This window comes from Caballeronia sp. GAWG1-5s-s (genome assembly GCF_023631445.1).
In the GTDB taxonomy this organism is placed as follows: domain Bacteria; phylum Pseudomonadota; class Gammaproteobacteria; order Burkholderiales; family Burkholderiaceae; genus Caballeronia.
The window spans coordinates 92700-110553 of record NZ_JALQDC010000029.1 but is presented as its reverse complement, the minus strand read 5'-3'; the positions used below and the strand labels follow the sequence as shown (position 1 = coordinate 110553).

12 protein-coding genes are annotated in these 17854 nt (G+C 64.3%); 3 read left to right on the top strand and 9 right to left on the bottom strand.

The genetic code is table 11. The annotated features are described in order from the left end of the window. Window positions 1–5: 5 nt before the first annotated feature. Both NCR34_RS21580 and NCR34_RS21575 read right to left on the bottom strand, forming a co-directional pair. Window positions 6–1202 carry an amino acid aminotransferase gene (locus tag NCR34_RS21580; RefSeq protein WP_248324590.1) on the bottom strand — a complete coding sequence of 399 codons (1197 nt, stop codon included), beginning with the start codon at window positions 1200–1202 and terminating at the stop codon, window positions 6–8. 22 nt (window positions 1203–1224) lie between these two features. After that, a complete protein-coding gene (locus tag NCR34_RS21575) occupies window positions 1225–2619 on the bottom strand; it encodes an amino acid permease (protein WP_248324589.1) in 1395 nt (464 codons plus the stop codon). Between the two features lie 293 nt (window positions 2620–2912). Between NCR34_RS21575 and NCR34_RS21570 the strand changes: the two genes are divergently transcribed. Both NCR34_RS21570 and NCR34_RS21565 read left to right on the top strand, forming a co-directional pair. Beyond that, complete coding sequence (locus NCR34_RS21570) at window positions 2913–3209, top strand: hypothetical protein (protein ID WP_248324588.1); 297 nt, start codon at window positions 2913–2915, stop codon at window positions 3207–3209. A gap of 44 nt (window positions 3210–3253) precedes the next feature. Next, window positions 3254–3412: a hypothetical protein gene (locus NCR34_RS21565; RefSeq protein WP_248324587.1), complete on the top strand. Its 159-nt coding sequence runs from the start codon at window positions 3254–3256 to the stop codon at window positions 3410–3412. A 21-nt stretch (window positions 3413–3433) separates the two neighbouring features. Here NCR34_RS21565 and aroQ read toward each other — a convergent pair whose 3' ends face one another. Next, entirely contained in the window at window positions 3434–3871 is a 438-nt protein-coding gene (gene aroQ, locus NCR34_RS21560; RefSeq protein WP_206470746.1) for a type II 3-dehydroquinate dehydratase, read from the bottom strand. Window positions 3872–4090: 219 nt separating this feature from the next. Here aroQ and NCR34_RS21555 point away from each other — a divergent pair, with 219 nt between their 5' ends. Further along, a complete protein-coding gene (locus NCR34_RS21555) occupies window positions 4091–5656 on the top strand; it encodes a sensor domain-containing diguanylate cyclase (protein ID WP_248324586.1) in 1566 nt (521 codons plus the stop codon). A gap of 12 nt (window positions 5657–5668) precedes the next feature. Here the strand turns inward: NCR34_RS21555 and NCR34_RS21550 are convergent, their stop codons facing one another. From NCR34_RS21550 to NCR34_RS28060, 6 genes are all read right to left on the bottom strand, one after another. Continuing rightward, the gene (locus NCR34_RS21550) at window positions 5669–8965 is read right to left on the bottom strand and encodes an ATP-binding protein (protein WP_248324585.1); all 3297 of its coding nucleotides are present in this window, start codon (window positions 8963–8965) and stop codon (window positions 5669–5671) included. Continuing rightward, the gene (locus NCR34_RS21545) at window positions 8965–9630 is read right to left on the bottom strand and encodes a response regulator (protein ID WP_248324584.1); all 666 of its coding nucleotides are present in this window, start codon (window positions 9628–9630) and stop codon (window positions 8965–8967) included. Before NCR34_RS21545 ends, NCR34_RS21550 begins: the two co-directional genes overlap by 1 nt. Before the next feature lie 217 nt (window positions 9631–9847). Beyond that, complete coding sequence (locus NCR34_RS21540; RefSeq protein WP_248324583.1) at window positions 9848–10276, bottom strand: hypothetical protein; 429 nt, start codon at window positions 10274–10276, stop codon at window positions 9848–9850. A gap of 484 nt (window positions 10277–10760) precedes the next feature. Beyond that, complete coding sequence (locus NCR34_RS21535; protein WP_248324582.1) at window positions 10761–12521, bottom strand: methyltransferase domain-containing protein; 1761 nt, start codon at window positions 12519–12521, stop codon at window positions 10761–10763. A 7-nt stretch (window positions 12522–12528) separates the two neighbouring features. After that, the gene (locus tag NCR34_RS21530; protein ID WP_250501048.1) at window positions 12529–14406 is read right to left on the bottom strand and encodes a peptide transporter; all 1878 of its coding nucleotides are present in this window, start codon (window positions 14404–14406) and stop codon (window positions 12529–12531) included. A gap of 69 nt (window positions 14407–14475) precedes the next feature. Beyond that, window positions 14476–17487, bottom strand: a complete 3012-nt coding sequence (locus NCR34_RS28060) for a two-partner secretion domain-containing protein (RefSeq protein ID WP_284506648.1) — start codon at window positions 17485–17487, stop codon at window positions 14476–14478. Window positions 17488–17854 lie beyond the last annotated feature (367 nt).

The window sequence follows — 17854 nt, the reverse complement described above, 5'->3', positions numbered from 1 at the left end:
ACGCCTTACTTCGCGAGCACTTTGCCGATGGCGTCGGCGACGATCTGCACGTTGCTCTCGTTCAGCCCCGCGACGCACATGCGCCCCGAGCGCAGGATATACACGCCGAATTCCTCGCGCAGACGGTCCACTTGCGGCGCTTCGAGACCCGTGTACGTGAACATGCCGCGCTGCTTGACGTAACGCGACAACGCCTCGCCATGCACGTGCTCGCGCAGGCCGTCGTGAATCGCGCGGCGCATGCGCGCGATGCGTTCGCACATCGCCGCGAGTTCATCTTTCCACGATTGCGCGAGTTCCGGCGTCGTCAGCACCTTGGTCACGATCTTCGCGCCGTGCGTCGGCGGATTGCTGTAGTTGGCGCGCACCGCGCTCGTCAGTTGACCGAGCACGCGATCGGCTTCGGCGGCATCGTCGCAGATCACATGCAGGCCGCCGCAACGCTCGCCATAGAGCGAGAAGTTCTTCGAGAACGAATTCGCGACGAACGCCGGCACGCCGCGGCGCGCAAGCTCGCGCACGGCGAACGCGTCGTCTTCGAGCCCCGAGCCGAAGCCCTGATACGCCATGTCGACGAACGGCAGCAGGTCGCGCTTATGCAGCACGTCGATGATCTTGACCCACTGCGCTTCGTCGAGATCGACGCCCGTCGGATTGTGGCAGCACGCATGCAGCAGCACGACGCTCTTTGCCGGCAACGCGTCGATGGCTTCGAGCATCGCATCGAAGCGCAGGCCGCCGGTGGCTTCGTCGTAGTACGGATACGTGTTCACTTCGAAGCCCGCGCGCTCGAAGATGAAGCGATGGTTCTCCCACGTCGGATCGCTCACCCATACTTTCGACGCCGGAAAGTATCGCTTGATGAAGTCCGCGCCGACCTTCAGCGCGCCCGACCCGCCGAGCGTCTGCACGCTCGCGATGCGGCCTTCGGCGCGCGCCGCGCTGCCCGTGCCGAACACGAGCGCCTGCACGGCATCGCGATAATGCGCGAAACCGGCCATCGGCAGATACGGCTTCGGGCCGAGCTCTTGCAGAATCGAGAGTTCGGCTTCGCGCACCGCCTGCATGACGGGCAAGCGGCCGGCGTCGTCGAAATAGATGCCGATGCTCAGATTGACCTTGTTCGCGCGCGGGTCCTTCTGGAAGTTTTCGTTCAGCGAGAGGATCGGGTCGCCGGGGTAGGCATCGATATGTTCGAACATGGTGTCGGTATCAGGACTGAATTCAGGACGATGGATGAGCGGGACGGCGCGCGGCGGCCCTGGTTTTGAGATAGTAGCCGATTCCGAGAATCGCCAGCCAGATGGGAATGAGATAGACGGATAGCCGCAGGTCCGGCGTCTCGTACATCACCCACACGATGCCCGCGACGAATGCGAGGCACAGATAGTTCGTGAACGGATAACCGAGGCTCGCAAACGTCGTGGCCGCGCCCTGCTCGCGCTTGCGGCGGCGGAACTTCAAATGAATGATGCTGATCATCGCCCAGTTGATGATGAGCGCCGATACTGCGAGCCCCATCAGCAGTTCGAACGCGCGGCCGGGAATGAAGTAATTGATCAGCACGCACGCCGCCGTGACGACGGCCGACACGAAGAGTGCCGCGAGCGGAATGCCGCGCGCGCTGACGCCGCGCAACGCACGCGGCGCGTTGCCTTGCTGCGCGAGGCCGTACAGCATGCGGCTATTGGCATAGACGCCGCTGTTGTACACGGAAAGCGCGGCCGTCAGCACGATCACGTTGAGCACATTCGCGACCACCGTGCTGTTCATCTCGCGGAAAATCAGCACGAACGGGCTGCCGCCGGTGGCGACCTTGTCCCACGGATAGAGCGAAAGCAGCACGCCGAGCGCGCCGATATAGAAAATGAGGATGCGGTAGATGACCTGATTCGTCGCGCGGGGAATGCTGCGCGACGGGTCCTCGGCTTCGGCCGCCGTGATGCCGACCAGTTCCAGCCCGCCGAACGAGAACATGATGACGGCCATCGACATCATGAGTCCGCTCGCGCCGTACGGGAAAAAGCCGCCGAGCCGCCAGAGGTTCGTCACGCTGGCCTGCGGCCCCGCGTGGCCCGACACGAGCAGATAGCCGCCGAACAGGATCATGCCGACGATTGCCGCGACTTTCACGATGGCGAACAAGAATTCGAGCTCGCCGTACGACTTCACGCTCGTCAGATTGATCGCGTTGACGATCGCGAAACACGCGAGCGCCGATACCCACGGCGGCAGCGCCGGCCACCAGTACTGCATATAGATGCCGACGGCGGACAATTCGGCCATGCTCACGAGGATATACACGGCCCAGTAGTTCCAGCCGGACACGAAGCCGGCCGCATGGCCCCAGTATTTGTCCGCGAAATGGCTGAACGAGCCGGCTACGGGCTCGTCGACGACCATTTCCCCCAGCTGCCGCATGATGAAAAACGCCATCAATCCGGCGATGGCGTAGCCGAGCAGCACGGACGGGCCGGCGAGCTTGATGGTCTGCGCGACGCCCAGGAAAAGCCCCGTGCCGATGGCGCCGCCGAGCGCGATGAGTTGTATGTGGCGGCTCTTGAGTCCGCGCCTGAGTGTTTCGTGCTGCGCTGCTGCCGGGTTGTTGCCTGAAGCCATTGTCGATCTCTGCCTGAACTGCCAAGGACGCGCGCCGCTCTGCCGCTGCCCGTCGGGAAACGCGAAAAGTGTTGTTTTTTCGTGCGACGGGCGACTGTACAAAGCGAACACTCGCCGAACCGTGCTGGACGGCGCGCGGAAAAACACGCGATTTTACCGCCCCGGCGCCCCGGAAAGCCTTGTCGGATGGACTCCGCACCCTCATGGGGCGCGAAGGCGCGTCGTCAAGAGATCGAACTGAACCGGGAATCAGGTCTTTTTCGGAGGATTGATTCGGACGCTCCCCGCGCAGAATGGATTCATCCACTTACGGGGAAGCCAACATGTTCCAGACGATGCAAACGAACAGCACGCCGCAGCAGACGGCGATTCTCGGCGCAATCGAATCGCACGCCGGCATGGCGGCTTTCGAAGCCGAACTGCTCGCCGAACTCCGGACGGCATCGGACAACGTGCTGCGCCTCGCCGCGCAGGTCCGCGCGCAGGCCAACGCCGATGCCGCCGACGCCGCCGAAACGCTGGCCGAGCAGCACGCGATCGCGCAAACGCTGATCCGCCGCCTGCTCGCGATGCCCGTCGCAGAAGCCTGAGCACCACGACTCACAAGAATACGCATCGAATCAGGAACACGACAATGAACTACTTGACCCTCATCGCCATCGTCTGGACCGTTTGCGCGCTGTTCGCCGTGCTGTTCATCCGCGGCGCGACGCTGCGCGAGCGCAAGCCCGTGCCCGTGCAAAGCCGCGCGCGCCGCGCCGCCGCCAGCGTGAAAGACGCGAGCCGCGCGTAAGAGCTTAGGCGCGGCGCGGCATCACTTGATCGCCGATACCGCCGCGCGCAGGCCGAGCAGATAGCTTTCCACGCCGAAGCCGCAGATTTGCCCTTTGACGACTTCGGAAAACACGGACACGTGCCGGAACGCTTCCCGCGCATGAACGTTCGACATGTGCACCTCGATGATCGGCACTGTCAGAATGGCGAGCGCATCGCGAATGGCGTAGCTGTAATGCGTCCACGCGCCCGCATTGATGACGACTGCATCGACGTTATCGCTGAACGCCTGATGGATGCGCGAGCACATCTCGCCTTCGATGTTGGTCTGGTAGCACTCGACTTCGACGCCCAGTTCCTTGCCGAGCGCGGCCAGTTGCTCGTCGATCTGCGCGAGCGTCGCGGTGCCGTACTGCTTCGGATCGCGCTTGCCGAACATGTTGAGGTTGACGCCGTGCAGCGTCAGGATCTTTGCCATGGTGTGTCCTCGAAGGATGAGCAGCGGCTTAAGGGTCCGCAGATTCGGATGCGCAGATTCTGAAGGCCGGCTCGCGCGATGACAATAGCGCCGGCTGACCGCTTGCCTCTTTCAGTTTTCGACCGACCTGCCGTAAACCCGCACATGACGGTGCACGCCGGATAAGCCCGCGCTTCACCGATGCCTCCCCCGTATTTTTCCGGTCCGCCGGTATCTCGCATGTCAGGCTCCTCGTCCTTGCTCGATTCCCTTCTGGCGATACCGGCAACGGACGACGGACGCATCACGCCCGGCAATCGCGCCTCGCTGCTCTTCACCCTGCTCGACGACATTAGGCCGCTGCTGCTCGCGGGCGGCTCCACCGCGTTCGTCGCGCTGGTCGCGCTCGTGCGCGCGCATGCGCCGTGGACCGTCGCGTGGTTCGTCGCGGACGCGCTGCTTCTCGCCGCGCGCGTGGCGGTGGTGTGCCGCTACCGCGCCGCGCGGCGCAGGCAGTCGCCGCAGCCCGAGCCGTGGGCGCGGCGCTACGCGCCGTTCGGGCTCATCGCGTGCGGCCTGACCGGCCTGGGCGCGATGGCCTGCGTCATGTCCGGCGACGCCATGCTCGCGTCGCTCGCGATCATGGTGACGGCCGGCATGCTGGGCGGCATCGCGTCGCGCAATGCGGGCGTGCCGCATCTCGCGATCTCGCAGATCTGCGCGGGCAGCGTGCCGATCGGCGTGGGCGCGCTCCTCGGCCCCGCCGGTTACTGGATGCTCGTGCCGCCGCTCGCCGTCTATATCGCTGCAATGAGCATCGTCGTGCGCCGCCACTATCGCAATCTCGTCGCGCTGATGACGGCCGAAGAAGAGCACGCGGAACTGGCCGCGCGCTTCGACGCCGCGCTCGCGCACATGCGGCACGGCCTCTGCACGATCGACGCGGCGGGCGCGGTCGTCATCGCCAATCGCAAGGTGGCGGACCTCTTCGGCGCGACCGCCGACATGCTGCGCATCGGCGTGGCGCTGCCGGAGTTCATCGGCTATCTGGCACTCGCGGGGCACGGCGAATCGCTGCGCGCGAAGTTGAGCGCGCGCTGCGGCGAGTGGCTGAAAGACGCCCGCGCCCCGCTCGATCTCACGCTGCCCGACGGCCGTCGACTCGAACTGAGCCGCGATCCGGTGCCGGACGGCAGCGCCGTCATCATCGTCGAGGACGTGACCGCGCGCCGCCGCGCGGAAGCGAAGATCCTGCACTGGGCGCATCACGACTCGCTGACCGGCCTGCCGAACCGGCGTTATCTGAGCGACCACGCCGAGCGCCTGATCGCGGGCAGCGCGCACCGCGAGAAGGTGATGGTGATGTACGTCGATCTGGACGGCTTCAAGCACGTCAACGATTCGCACGGCCACGATGCGGGCGACGAGCTGCTGCGGCGCGTCGCGGACCGTCTGCGCAACGCGATGCGGCATGGCGAACTCGCGGCGCGTCTCGGCGGCGACGAGTTCGCCGTGGTCGCGACGTACTTCGCGGATGCCGCGAGCATCGCGTTCGCGCGGCGCATCGTGCGCGATCTCTCGCTGCCTTACGAACTCGACGCGGGCATGGTCGTGACGCTCGGCGTGAGCATCGGCATTGCGCTTGCGAAGCCGGGCGAATCGTTCGAGCGCGCGCTCAAGCGGGCCGACATCGCACTCTACGAAGCGAAGACCGAGGGCCGCGGCGGCTACCGCTTCTCGGAAGACGACACGCTCGCCGCGCGCGACGAACCGGACGCGGTCGGCACACCCACGCAGCGGATGTAATCGCCCGGCTCGCTATCTCGGATGCGGGTCCAGCACCGCATGCAGCATGTCGCGCAATTCGATCAGGTCGCCGCGAATGAGCGCCGTGAAGGTATCGACGTCTTCCACCCAGCTTTCCGATTCACGCAGCAATGCGCGCAGTTCCTGGCACTGGTCGTACAGCATGGAGGGACCGAGCACCGTCAGCCCGCCCGCGAGCTTATGCGCCCAGCGGCGCAGCTTGCGCGCGTCCTTTTCCTTGCAGATATCGTCGAGCGCGACGATGTCTTCGTCGATCTGCCCGGCGAGGTCCGGCATGTACGCGGCGGGAATTGGCGGAAAGCGCGGCGGGAGATCGTCGTCCTCCGGCGCTTCGTTCGCGGGTTGCGCATCGGATTCGGGCGCGGCGCCCGCAGCATCAACGCCCGCCGTTTGCAGCACGCCGGCCAGCACCGCGAGCGGGACCGGCTTGGTCAGATAGTCGGTGAAGCCGCGCGCGCGCCCGCGTTCCACGTCCTGCGCGCTCGCGCTCGCGCTGATCGCGTAGACGCGCATGGCGGGATCGAGCGCGCGGGCGGCGACGAGCAGTTCGGCGCCGGACATCTTCGGCATGTCCATGTCGGTCAGCACGATATCCACGCGATGCTTGCGCAAGAGGTCGAGCGCCTCCTCGCCGTCCTTCGCCTCCAGCATGGATGCCCCGAGCGTCAGCAACTGATCGCGCAACAGCCCGCGATTGAGCCGGTTGTCTTCCGCGATCACGACGGTCGGCCCGGCCTTGCGCGCGGCTGGCAGCGCGAGCGCGTCGTCTCCGTGCGGCGAGGCGCGTTGCCGGCCCTTGATGGTCGCGATCGCGTCCTTGAACCCCTTGAGACTGAAGATGCTCACTTCCAGCACGCCGTCGCCCCAATGCACGGGCACGAGCGGGCCGTCCTGCGTCATGCGGATCACGCGCGTGCCGTCCTTCCATGCCGCCTTAATGTCTTCCTCGGTGAACTCGTCCGTGGCGATCAAATACTCGCAGCCTTCCGCGAGCGCCGGGTCGGCGTGGTTCAGGTACGTGACCGAACTGCGCTCCGGGTCGTAGAGATTTTCGAACCATTCGCGATACTCGCTCGCGCGGCACAGAATGGCGGGCTTGCCGTCGAGCAAGGCGGCGTCGCCGGTGTCGGAAGAATGGTCGGCGGCGAGCGGCAGCGACACCTGAATGCGCGTGCCGACGCCTTCGGTGCTGTCGAGCGAAATGCGGCCCTTCATGAGTTCGCAAAGCCGCACGCAGATGGACAAGCCGAGCCCCGTTCCGCGCGCCTGCGTGAGACGGTGCGCGTCGCCCTGCATGAACGGCTGAAAGAGCTTCTCGCGCTGCGACGCCGGAATGCCGATGCCCGAATCCGCGACGCTGAGTTCGAGCGCGTCGTTGATCCATCGGGCGCGCACGACGATCTTGCCTGAATACGTGAACTTGAGCGCGTTGCCGAGCAGATTGTTGAGAATCTGCGACACGCGAATCGGATCGAACAATAGCTTCGCCGGACACGACCGGTCGATTACGACGAACAGGCGCAAGCCCTGACGGTTCGCGAGCGGCGCATGCGCGACCATCACGCGCACGACGAGCGCGCGTATGGAGCCCCATTCTTCCGAGAGCCGCATCTCGCCGATATCCATCTTCGAAAAATCGAGCACGTCGTTGACCACTTGCAACAGCGCGCTCGCCGATGCCTGCATCGCGTGAACGCGCGCTTCCTGCTCGGCGGCGAGCGGCCCGAGCGCGACCAGTTCGAGATTGCCGACGAGCGAGGACAGCGGCGTGCGAATCTCGTGGCTCATCGAGGCAAAGAAGCTGAGCTTGGCTTTCGCGGCGGCGTCGCTGCTTTCCTTCGCCTCGCGCAGCAGCCGTTCCACTTCGCGGTGCTCGGTGATATCGGCGATCGCGCAGAAGAACACGTTGGTCTTGTTGACGACCGCCGCCGCATACGACACCTTCAGATGCAGCGTGCCGTGGTCCGGCTTTTCGAGCGTGTAGTGAAGCTGCCGGATGGCTGCCTCGTGCCCGTCCTCGGCCGCCGCGGTGCCGTGCGCGTGAAATGCATCGCGCAGGCCCGCGGGCAGGCTCGTGGACATTTCGCTCAGATCGAACAGCGAGCGCGCGATCTGATTCGCGGCGATCACATGCAGGTCTTCCTGCAACGCGATGCAAAGGCCCACGGGCGTCGCCTGCACGAGCAGATGGTTGAGAATCTCGCCCTCGACCGCGCGGCATGCCTGCTCGTACGAGCGGGTGAGAAAGCGAAAATTCCAGTAGCGGTACATCGCGAGCAACATGGCGACGAGCGCGCCGGTGACGAAGACCAGAATCGCCATCTGCACGCGCTTCGCGCCCATTTCCGTCGCGACGGGAAGCGCGACGACCACATGCCCGACGCCGAGCGCGAGCGGATCGAGCCGCGCGCCCCAGCCGTGACCGGGCAGCCAGTGGAACCCGCCCGGCGGCGCTGTCGCGAGCCGGTTCTCGATGAATCGGAGATCGGGCGTGTCGTCGCCCGCGAGCACCTGATGGTCGTTGTCGAATATGGCGATCTGCGACTCGAGCGACTCCGGCACCGCGTGGCGCAGCGCCCGGTCCAGATTGAGCCGCGTGAACACGAGCCCGTACGGGTCGCCGTCGCCCGCCACCACCATGAACATGAGGACGGTCGGCGCTCCGAAGCCGATCGAGCGCGGCGCCAGATACCACATGACGCGCCGGTCACGCGCGGCTTCGAGCGGGACGATGTTGTGCGTGTTCATGTAGACCTTCGCCGTTTCAGCGAGCGCGGCGATTCTTTTAGGCGGGGGAACCTTGTCGTCGGTCTCCGTGAAGAATCCGAAGCCCGCCGAGGCGGAACCGTCGAGTCTCGCGTATTGCAAGAGCGGCGGCGTGCTCTCTTCCGGGATCATCTGACGCGCGGCCTGGCACGCTTCGGCAAGCACTCTGTCATGCACGCCGGGCGGATACGGCTCGCACTTCGGCTTGCCCGGACGTTCCGGCACGCCGGCCTTCGGCGCGGACGCGCCCACTTCGAGCAGCAGGCTGCCCGCCGTGAGCATGTTGTATCGGCTGAATATGCTGACGTTCACGCCGCGCATGGCGGCCTGCGCGAACTCTTCTTCCGTCTTCAACGTCGCGGTCAACATGAAGAAGCCGGTGGCCGTCGCGCCGCACAGCGCGGCAAAGATCAAAAGCCCGACGGCGATAGCGAAGATGCGCCGTTCCCGCTTGAGGTTGCTTTCGAGCATCCGCAGCATTTGCAGAGGTGAATCCTGCGATGCGGCGAAGAAACGCTCCATCAGGCCAGCCCTGTTTTCGCGGCGTATTTGACGAGGTCTACGTGGTTCTCCACATGCAGCTTGCGCATGGCGGAGCGCTTTTGGGTCGCCACCGTCGGCACCGAACGGTTCAGCGTGCGCGCGATCTCGGTGACCGAGAGCCCCTGTGCGAAGAGGCGCACCACTTCCAGCTCGCGCGGCGAAAGCGGCTGTTCGCGGGCGAGATCCTTCGTCGTGGAGCCTTCGCGCGCGAGACGATGCTGGATCTTCGGCGAGAAGATGGTTTCCTTCGTCGTCAGCGCGCGCACGCTGATCTGCGCGAGTTCGCTCGCCGGCTCCTCCTTGCTGACGATGGCCGCGACGCCCAGCTTGCAGAGCTCATGGAACATGCCGCCGCTCGTCATCATCGTGAGCACGACGAGCGGCACGTCCGGATACGAGCGGCGCAGCTTGCTCACGAGACGCAAGCCGTCGAGTTCCACTTCTTCGTCGCCCTGCATGACGAGATCGGTGATGACCAGATCGGCCGGCTCCTTTTCGAGCGCGCGCACGAGGTCCGCGCCCGAATTCACCGTGGCCGTGATCGTGAACCCCGCGAGTTTCGAAAACTGATCGGAGACGGCCATCAGAACGATGGGATGGTCATCGGCCAACACCACGCGGATCGGCCCCGTGTGTCCATTCATAGGCACACCGTCGCCGGCGCTTTGCAGATTTGCATCGGAAAACGAAACAGACGCGCTGCTTGGCGCGATTGAAGCAACAGACGAACAGACCCGTTCATCCCCACGTCTCCCGACCGGGCGGACATGCCCTGAAGTCATTCTAGGATACGGGAAATCGCATTGAAAGACGAAGGACAGCGCTTGCATGGACGCAACGCCGACCGGGCGCGCAGCGACACTATTCATTCCGGTCTTCACAGTAGGCTCCAGGAGTCAGGCAGCCGAGGCGAACGCGCCGGCCGCCGCTGCGGCACAGGCGGCAACGCGGCTTCGTACCGTCGCATCGTTCGCCGTCCGCTTGAGAGGGTTCATCCCGTTGCGGCGCGGGCCGAGCCAGGTGACGCAACGGAATCGACGTGACCTGCGACGTCCGCTGCTTCTTGAACTGCCGGCTCTCCGCGAGGATCATGCCCGTGATGACGATCATGGATGCGATGAAGACCACCACCACCGTTAGCGTTATTACGGACTCCGATTTACCCACTCCCAGAACCGCGAGGATCACGAACGACAGCGTGAAGAACACCGGCATCAGGAACGTCGATGCGATTCCCACTGCTTCACAACACTTGCGAAAGACCTGGCTGATCGAATCCGGAACGAACATAAGAGCACCTGACTAGGAATGCGGCTGGCGACGAGCGCAACGACCGCCTCGTCCGCCGCGCTGCATTCGCGGTTCGCCGAGGCTTGCCCCGAGCCCTGCACATGCGGCTTGCGTCAATCCGCTGTGGCATCGACCCATGACTTTAGTCAAACGTTATCGCGCGATATATCGAACAATGTCGATAACGTCCGTCAGCGTGACTGACGCACCGTGTCGTTCGTCGGGCAGTGGTCTCCAGCAAAAAAAAACCGCCCGGGTAAGGCGGCGAACTGGGTCGAAGAAAAAATCGGTGGTCCGGGGCGAATGGGCGCGCGTGGCGATTGCCGCTCTCCTCGCTGGCCATGCCGGCCGCACGCGCCATGAAGACTGGCGCGCACAACCTTTCCCGGACATCGCAGGTCGCTTACATTCTCACGCCTGAGAGACTTCGCACGATATAGACGGATTTCGATTCATTCGATGGAGGCGCCCGATGAGCGGCTCGTCATACGGCCGATGCCTTCACCGCCAACTGATACCGCAGGTGCCCGCCGATGCGCGCGACGACTTCGGCCCAGTCGCCACCATAGCGGCGGCGGAAGAGGCGCATGGTCGGATACCACGGGCTGTCGTCGCGCGTGTAATGCCAGCGCCAGTCGCCATAAAACGGCAGCATCAGCCAGACCGGTTTGCCCATTGCGCCCGCGACGTGCGCCACGGACGTATCCACGGTCAGCACGAGATCCAGCGCCGCGATCGCGCTCGCCGTCTCGGCCATCGTGTTCAGACGAGCGCCCACGTCGTGAAAGTTCGCGCGCTCGTTGGCGTACCGGGCTGCTTCGTCGGCGCCCGCGCCCTTTTGCAGGCTGAAGAACTCGATACCGTCTATCGCGAAGAGGTCGTTCAGCACGGCGAGCGACGGCAGCGAACGATGGCTGTCGTTTTCATGCGTCGGATTGCCCTTGAACACGACGCCGATTTTCAGCTTGCCCGGCGCGACGTCGGGCAGCTTCGACGCAACGGATGCCGGCGCGTGAAGATAAGGCACGGTGCGCGGCAGCGCTTCCAGTTCGAGCGGCAGATAAGCGGGAATCGCATGCGGGAACACCCAGTAATCGACGCCCGACAGATTCGCCGCGTTCTGCACATCGACGACATCCTCGGCGCCGATCGACGCCTCGTACAGTTCGACGAGCGGCGCCTGACACACGACCACCACGCGCTTCGCGCCGCATTTGTCGCGGAAAATCTTCGCGAAGCGCAAAAAGAAGATCTCGTCGCCGAGACCGAACTCGCTCCAGAGGGCAATCGACTTACCCTTCAGCGACTCGCCCTTCCATTCCGGCACGTTGTGCGGCGGCTGCGTTGTGGTGCGGCGCTGCCACCCGAACGGCGCCATGACCTTCTCGCGCAGCGCGAAGCCTTCGCGCAGCTTGCCACGCGCGATCAGATGCAATGCCTCGTAAAGACGCGGCAGATGTTCGCCCGGCAACCGCTCGACGCACTGCGTCCAGATCGCGTCGGCATGTTCGGGCGCGTCCCAGCGCAAGAATTGCATCATCGCGCGATGATAGACATCGAAGCGATACGGATACTGACGCACCGCCGCCTGCGCCGCGGCGATCGCGTCCTCGGCGCTGCGCGCGTGCTCCATCGCATGCTTCATCTCATGCGCGGTAGGCACGGCGCGCTTGCGCAGCACGAGTTCGATCACGCACTCGGCGTAGCTGTCGGCGGTCTGGTCGGCGTCGGGCCGCGCGGCGTCGAAGTTGTCGCGCACCAGCGCAATGCGCTCGCAGTCCGCCACATGCGACATCGCCTGCACCAGTCCGACGACGTTCACCGAGCGCGGCAGCGTGTTCTCGGCCTTATAGATGGTGAAGCTCGTCTTGTGGCCGCCGTTGAAGCGGCTCGGCCAGACGCCCTTTCCGTACAGATCTTCGTCCGGCACGGTCACGATCACATGACCGCCTGGCTTTACGAGATCGAGCCAGCGCGCGAGCGCCTTGTGCGGATTGTTCTGCCGCGCGAGCACATGGCTTGCGTGAACGAAATCGAAAGACGCGTCGCTCGCGCCGTCCATCGTCGAGAGATCGCCCTTGTCGGCGGGCCACGACGTGACCTTGCCCATGCGCGGGAAAACATGCCCGTGCGACGAAAGCGGGTCATCCGTCACGCCGATGTCGAGGCCGTCGCCCACGAGATAGTGCTGCACGAATGCAGGTTCGCGCGAACGGCGCAGGCTTGCTTTGCTGGTTTCCTTCATGATTGCCTCACTTCGCCGCGACAGCAAGAGCCGCCGCGCTTGCCGCGTCAGCGCGGCTCAGGTCCTTCAAGAGCGCCTGAATGCGCTCGCCCAGAATCTCCGGCCGGCCCTTGAAAATGAGCTTCTCGATGGCCTTCTTGCCCGCGAGCGAACGGGCCAGATCGAGCCGTTCGCTGTCGTTCTCGATGAGACGCAGCGCCGCCGCCTTGTACTCTTCGTTGGTCTTCGCGACCATCCATTCGGGGAAACCGAGACGGCGAAACATGCCCTCGTCGATGTGCTCGTGCACTTCGCGCCCGGTCTTGCAGACGCCGACGAGCCCGGCCCACACCGTATCCACGATGCCGTTCGTGTTGCCGAACGGGAACGGGTTCAGGAACATGTCGCAGCCAGCGATCACCTTCATGTAGTTCGCGTAGTCCTGATGCTTGTGGACCACGGCCTTGTCGCCCATCAGGCGGCGCACGAGGTTGCGCACCTGCGGGAACACGAGGCCCGTTGCCTGTCCGACGAGAAAGTGGAATTCCACGGGCACCGACGCCTCTTTGGCGATCTCGGCGCACGTCTGCAGGAAGCCCGGATTGAGCTTCATGGTCGTGCCCGCGACCGCGATCTTCACGGGATCGGCCTTCAGGCGCTTGCGCTTCTTCAGGTCGAGTTCGAGCATGGCCGCAGGCGGTCGATACGGCATGCCGTCCGATGGCAGCTTGAGCAGCTTCTCGCTGAAGCAGGCTTCGTCGCCGACGTAATCTTCTTCGACGACCACGTAGTCCATCGCATGGCCGTGCGTGGTGGCGGGATGGCCGAGCGCCATCATCTGCAGCGGCGCGACGCGCAGGCACGCGAGCGCCATGGTGATCGGGAACATGCCGACGCTCGGCATGTACATGGCCTGCGCCTCGCGCGCTTCGCTGACATCGCGAACCTGGCGCACGTGGTCCCACAGCGTCGCGCCTTCCAGCGCGATGAACTCATCGAATACCTCGCGGCCCGCTTCATCGACGCGGCCTTCATAGCCCACGCCGATCAGATGAAACTTGTCGCGCATCGCCACCATCGTCTGCGAATGCGTGCGATAGATGGAGTGATTCTTCGAGAACCATTCGAGCACCACGAGCAGCACGGGCTTCTCGCCCTTCTTCGCCGGCCGCGCGCGACGCTCCACATCGTGCAGGCCGAGGCTCGCGAGCTTGCGGCGAATCAGCGCATTGATCGGCTTCTTGATGTCGTGCTTGCCGGGCAGGTCCGCATAGCTGCAATGCATGTACATGTCGTGCAGCACGCCGACCGGCAGCGCGTCGAGGCTCTCGATCTGGTCGAGCTTGTCCGGCAGCCAGCGCAGCAGCATTTCACGCTTCTGATGCGCGGCGGGCGGGCCGAGAAAGCGCGAAGACATGATGGTCGTCGCGAGGCTCGCAGTTGCGACCTTGTCGTGATTCCACAGCACGTCCCAGTCGAGACGCACTTCGGACTCGGGCGTATAGAACAACTGGAACTTGCGCATGTCGCCGATGCGCAATTGCACCGAGTGACGCGCTTCTTCATCGAGTCCGAGCGAACGCAGAATGTGATCGGCGTTGCGGAACGGGCTTGCTGCGAAGAGCCCCGCGATCCAGCGTTGAAAAAGCTGCGTCCGGCGAATGCCGTCTTCGGAGAAGCGGAAATCCGGATCGCTCATCAGCGCGGTGATGGCCGACGTGTTGCGCGTGAGCAGGTGATCGTCCATGATGTCGCTCGCTTCGCCCGACTGCGCCCAACTGTCGACATCCATCAGAAGGCCGTAGTTGGCGTCGATGCGCGCGAGCAGTTTCAGCAGCTCGCGGCCGGCGGCTTCCTTCTCACGACGATAGCAAAGGTATTCGAATTTGTTGATGCTGAAATGCATGATGCTGTGTCCCGGTTTTTGCAGCGAATGAGGATCGCCCGTCGGCGTCAGGCCGAGCGGGCCGCGAGCTTAATGACTCCAGGTGACGGAGAGCCAGTACTGCGTCGGCTTCTTGCCCGGCTCGACCCACGAGCTTTCGGAGAAGCGATACGGTCTTGAAACGGAGGCCGATACCGTTGCGCCGATCGGCGTCAGCCAGTCGACGCTCACGCCGTAACCGGCAAGCACGCGGTTGTTGGTCACGCCGCTCACGCCGGGATACGTGTTCTCCCAGTGGTCCCACGGCGAATGGTTCACGCGTCCGTAAGCAAAGTCGTTGAAGAGGCCGACTTGAAGCTGATGACCCGTCGCCACCGGGAACCGTTGATAAAGCCCCACGCTCGCCACGACGCCTTCGTCGGCCGAGCCTTCGTCGGCGCGATACGCGCGCACGGCATCGGGACCGGAGAGGCCGAGCTTCTCGCTCGCATCGAGATTGCGGCTCGCAAGCTGTCCACTAATGCGGCCCGAAGCGAAGAGGTTGCCGCTTTTCGACAGCGCATATGTCCCGAACGCGTTGCTGGTGAGCTTCGCGTAGTTGCCCGCGCGCCGCGTGATCGGCTCCGACGGGTCGTCGTTGCGTTGATGCCCGAGCGTGAGCGCGATCTGCCCGGCCGCGAGATTCGTGCGCAGCGCGCGGGCGCGTTCGCCGTTGTCCGCGGTCAACGAGAGTTGCAGCGAATCGAGCTTGCTGTGCGTGGTCGCGTCGTAGTCCGTGAGATCCGTCGATGTCTGGCTGTGCAACAGCGATGCGCCGCCCCACACGTTCGCGTCGAGTCCGCGGGCGAACGGATACTGCACGCCCGCCTGGGCGGTCGTCGCCACGCCCTTTACAGGCGTTCCCGCATTGATGAAGTACTGCTGGCGCGACACGCCGCCGGTCATGCGCAGGCCGTCGTCGAAGATCGGCGCGCTGCCGGTGAGCGAGCCCGTCCACATCTTCTTGTCCGTGCTCGTGATGGTGAAAGCCGCATCACCCAGTTCCAGAGTCAGCGGTTGCGCTTCGTCCAGATACATGTGCATGGCGTTTTCATAGATCAGATACGACAGACCGCCGGCCACGCCGAGACCGCCAACCACAGCCGCAGCCGTGCCGCCCGCGGAGCTGCCCGAGCTGCTGTGGGCATTGGTGTTGCCACCGGTGCCGTTGTCGGTGCCGTTGTTATCGCCGCCGTTGGAGCCGCCGTTGTTGCCACCATTGGCTCCGCCGTTGTCGGTCGTGTTGTGGTCCTTGTTGCCACCACCCGTATGGATGATGTCACCGTTGTCGATCACGTTGACCGTGCCATTGCCGTCGGTGTTGAACGTGCCGTTGGTGTCGATCACGCCTTGACCGTTCGTCGAATTGCCCGAGATGTTGGTCGTGCCGTTGTCCGAGGTGTTGATCGTGCCATCGTCGATCACGCCAGCGCCATTGGTCGAGTTACCCGAGATGTTCGTCGTGCCGTTGTCGGTCGTGTTGATCGTCGCATTCGGCTCGATCCAGGTGCCGTTGCCGTTCGTCGAGTTACCGTCGATATTTGTGCTGCCGTTATCCGCGCCCGCCGCCTGCGTGATCGAGCCCGTCGCCGTGCCCGAGCTTGCCGTGGTGATCGTCACATCGGTGCCCGCGTTCAGCGCGTTGTTGATCGTCCCGTTGCTCACCGTCGCGCTCGAATTCGAGCCTCCGCTGAAGCCGCTCGTCACCGTGCCGCTGTAGTTGCTGTCCGCGCTCGTGCTGATGGTCACGTTGGTCGGATCGATCAGCCACTGGCCGGACTTGCCATTCGGCGCTGCTGCGCTCACCGTGCCTTGCACGTCGAGGCTATGGCCCGACGTTTCGACGAAGCCGCCGTTACCATGCGCCGAATCGGCCTTGATGCTTGCGCCTGCGTCCACCTGCGTGTAATCCGCGAACGTCATGCCGTCTTGCAGCATCGATTGCGCTTGCGTGCCCGCGAGTTGATGCAGGCTGTCACCGCCCATGATGACCTTGCCGCCCGCTGCATCGCCGCTCACGTCGACCGTCGCGTTACCAAAGACGCCGACGCGGTTACCCGACAGCACCACCGTGCCGCCCACGCCGCCTGCTGCATTGTTCGATGCATCGACCTTGCCCGTAACGGCGACATCGCCCGTGTTGCCTGCATCGGCCACCACGGTGCCCGCGCGCGTCACGCCATCGAGATTCACCACCGTGTTGAGCAGCGTGTTCGTGCCGCGTGCGGTCAGCAGCACCGAGCCGTTCTGCGCGTTGATCGTGCCGCTGTTCTCCACCAGCGCGTTGGCCGTTGCATTGCTCAGCGTGAGTTGAATGCCTTGGCCGTTCGGCAGCGCCACCGTTGCGCTGTCGCCTGCGGCGAGCACCACTTGGCCTCCCTGCGCCGTGTTGATCGAGCCGGTGTTGCGCACCTGATCGCCCACGAGCGTGACGTAGCCTTGCGCCTGAATCGACCCATCGTTCTCGACGCTCGCGTTCGTGCCCGTCGAGCTCAGTTGCAGCGGGCCACCTGCCATGAACGCATCGGGATTGATCGCCTTGGTCGTCGCGAGCAAGGAGCCGACGTTCACCACCGAACCCTTACCGAACAGCACGCCGTTCGCGTTCTGGATCAACACCTGACCGTTGGCCAGGAGCGAACCTTGAATGTTCGATGCGCCACCGCTCGTCACGCGGTTAAGCGCCTGAGACTGAGCGTTCGGCTGATTAAACTGCACCGTGTTGCCGCTGCCGATGTTGAACGAGTTCCAGTCGATCACGGTGCGCTGGCTACCCTGATTGATGGTCATCGTATCGCTGTTCTGCGAGATGCTCGCCTGGCCTGCGGTCACTTGACCGCCCGTCGGCAACGCTTGCGCGAAGCTCACGCTGGGCTGCGTCGCCAGAAGAGCAGCGGCGAACGCCGTCATCGCGGAGACTACGCGGAACGCGCTTTCAACCGACACCGCGCCCGAAGCCGCGCCTTCGCCCGGCGCCTTGCCCTGGCTGACTACATCTTCAGCGACAGCCACCAACATGCCGAGTCGTTTGCTGAAGACGCGACGAAACCGATTCTTGTTCATGAGAGAAATACAAGTAAAGAGAGATGAGACGTTCCGCGTTGACAGTTCAACCGCGGTCCAATGCGCTCAGCGCAATACACATTGAAAAATTGCGGGAAGGGCTGAGCGCCTCGGCAATCTGGATTCGGCGCCGCTTTGAAGCCTCTCGGCATGTCGCGGCGGGGGACTGACTCGGGTCGCGTTTTGTTGACCGCTGTCAACTCGTCGACTCCGCAGCCCCGACCTTCCTCACCGAATCCACGGAACGAATGGTAGAAACGGGCGCCTTCGGCCCATATAGAAGAACTTCGAATCTCGGAAGGCGCGCGGAGCGCGGGCCGGGGAGGCCCGCCGTATAAGGCATCGCGCGTCCCTCGCGCACGAGGAA

What these genes read in the sequence shown, in the direction of transcription:
- NCR34_RS21530 (WP_250501048.1), bottom strand. Translation starts at nt 14,406, where the DNA reads ATGCATTTCAGCATCAACAAATTCGAATACCTTTGCTATCGTCGTGAG.
- NCR34_RS21555 (WP_248324586.1), top strand. Translation starts at nt 4,091, where the DNA reads ATGTCAGGCTCCTCGTCCTTGCTCGATTCCCTTCTGGCGATACCGGCA.
- NCR34_RS21535 (WP_248324582.1), bottom strand. Translation starts at nt 12,521, where the DNA reads ATGAAGGAAACCAGCAAAGCAAGCCTGCGCCGTTCGCGCGAACCTGCA.
- NCR34_RS21545 (WP_248324584.1), bottom strand. Translation starts at nt 9,630, where the DNA reads ATGAATGGACACACGGGGCCGATCCGCGTGGTGTTGGCCGATGACCAT.
- NCR34_RS21570 (WP_248324588.1), top strand. Translation starts at nt 2,913, where the DNA reads ATGGATTCATCCACTTACGGGGAAGCCAACATGTTCCAGACGATGCAA.
- NCR34_RS21580 (WP_248324590.1), bottom strand. Translation starts at nt 1,202, where the DNA reads ATGTTCGAACATATCGATGCCTACCCCGGCGACCCGATCCTCTCGCTG.
- NCR34_RS21565 (WP_248324587.1), top strand. Translation starts at nt 3,254, where the DNA reads ATGAACTACTTGACCCTCATCGCCATCGTCTGGACCGTTTGCGCGCTG.
- NCR34_RS28060 (WP_284506648.1), bottom strand. Translation starts at nt 17,487, where the DNA reads ATGAACAAGAATCGGTTTCGTCGCGTCTTCAGCAAACGACTCGGCATG.
- NCR34_RS21540 (WP_248324583.1), bottom strand. Translation starts at nt 10,276, where the DNA reads ATGTTCGTTCCGGATTCGATCAGCCAGGTCTTTCGCAAGTGTTGTGAA.
- NCR34_RS21550 (WP_248324585.1), bottom strand. Translation starts at nt 8,965, where the DNA reads ATGGAGCGTTTCTTCGCCGCATCGCAGGATTCACCTCTGCAAATGCTG.
- aroQ (WP_206470746.1), bottom strand. Translation starts at nt 3,871, where the DNA reads ATGGCAAAGATCCTGACGCTGCACGGCGTCAACCTCAACATGTTCGGC.
- NCR34_RS21575 (WP_248324589.1), bottom strand. Translation starts at nt 2,619, where the DNA reads ATGGCTTCAGGCAACAACCCGGCAGCAGCGCAGCACGAAACACTCAGG.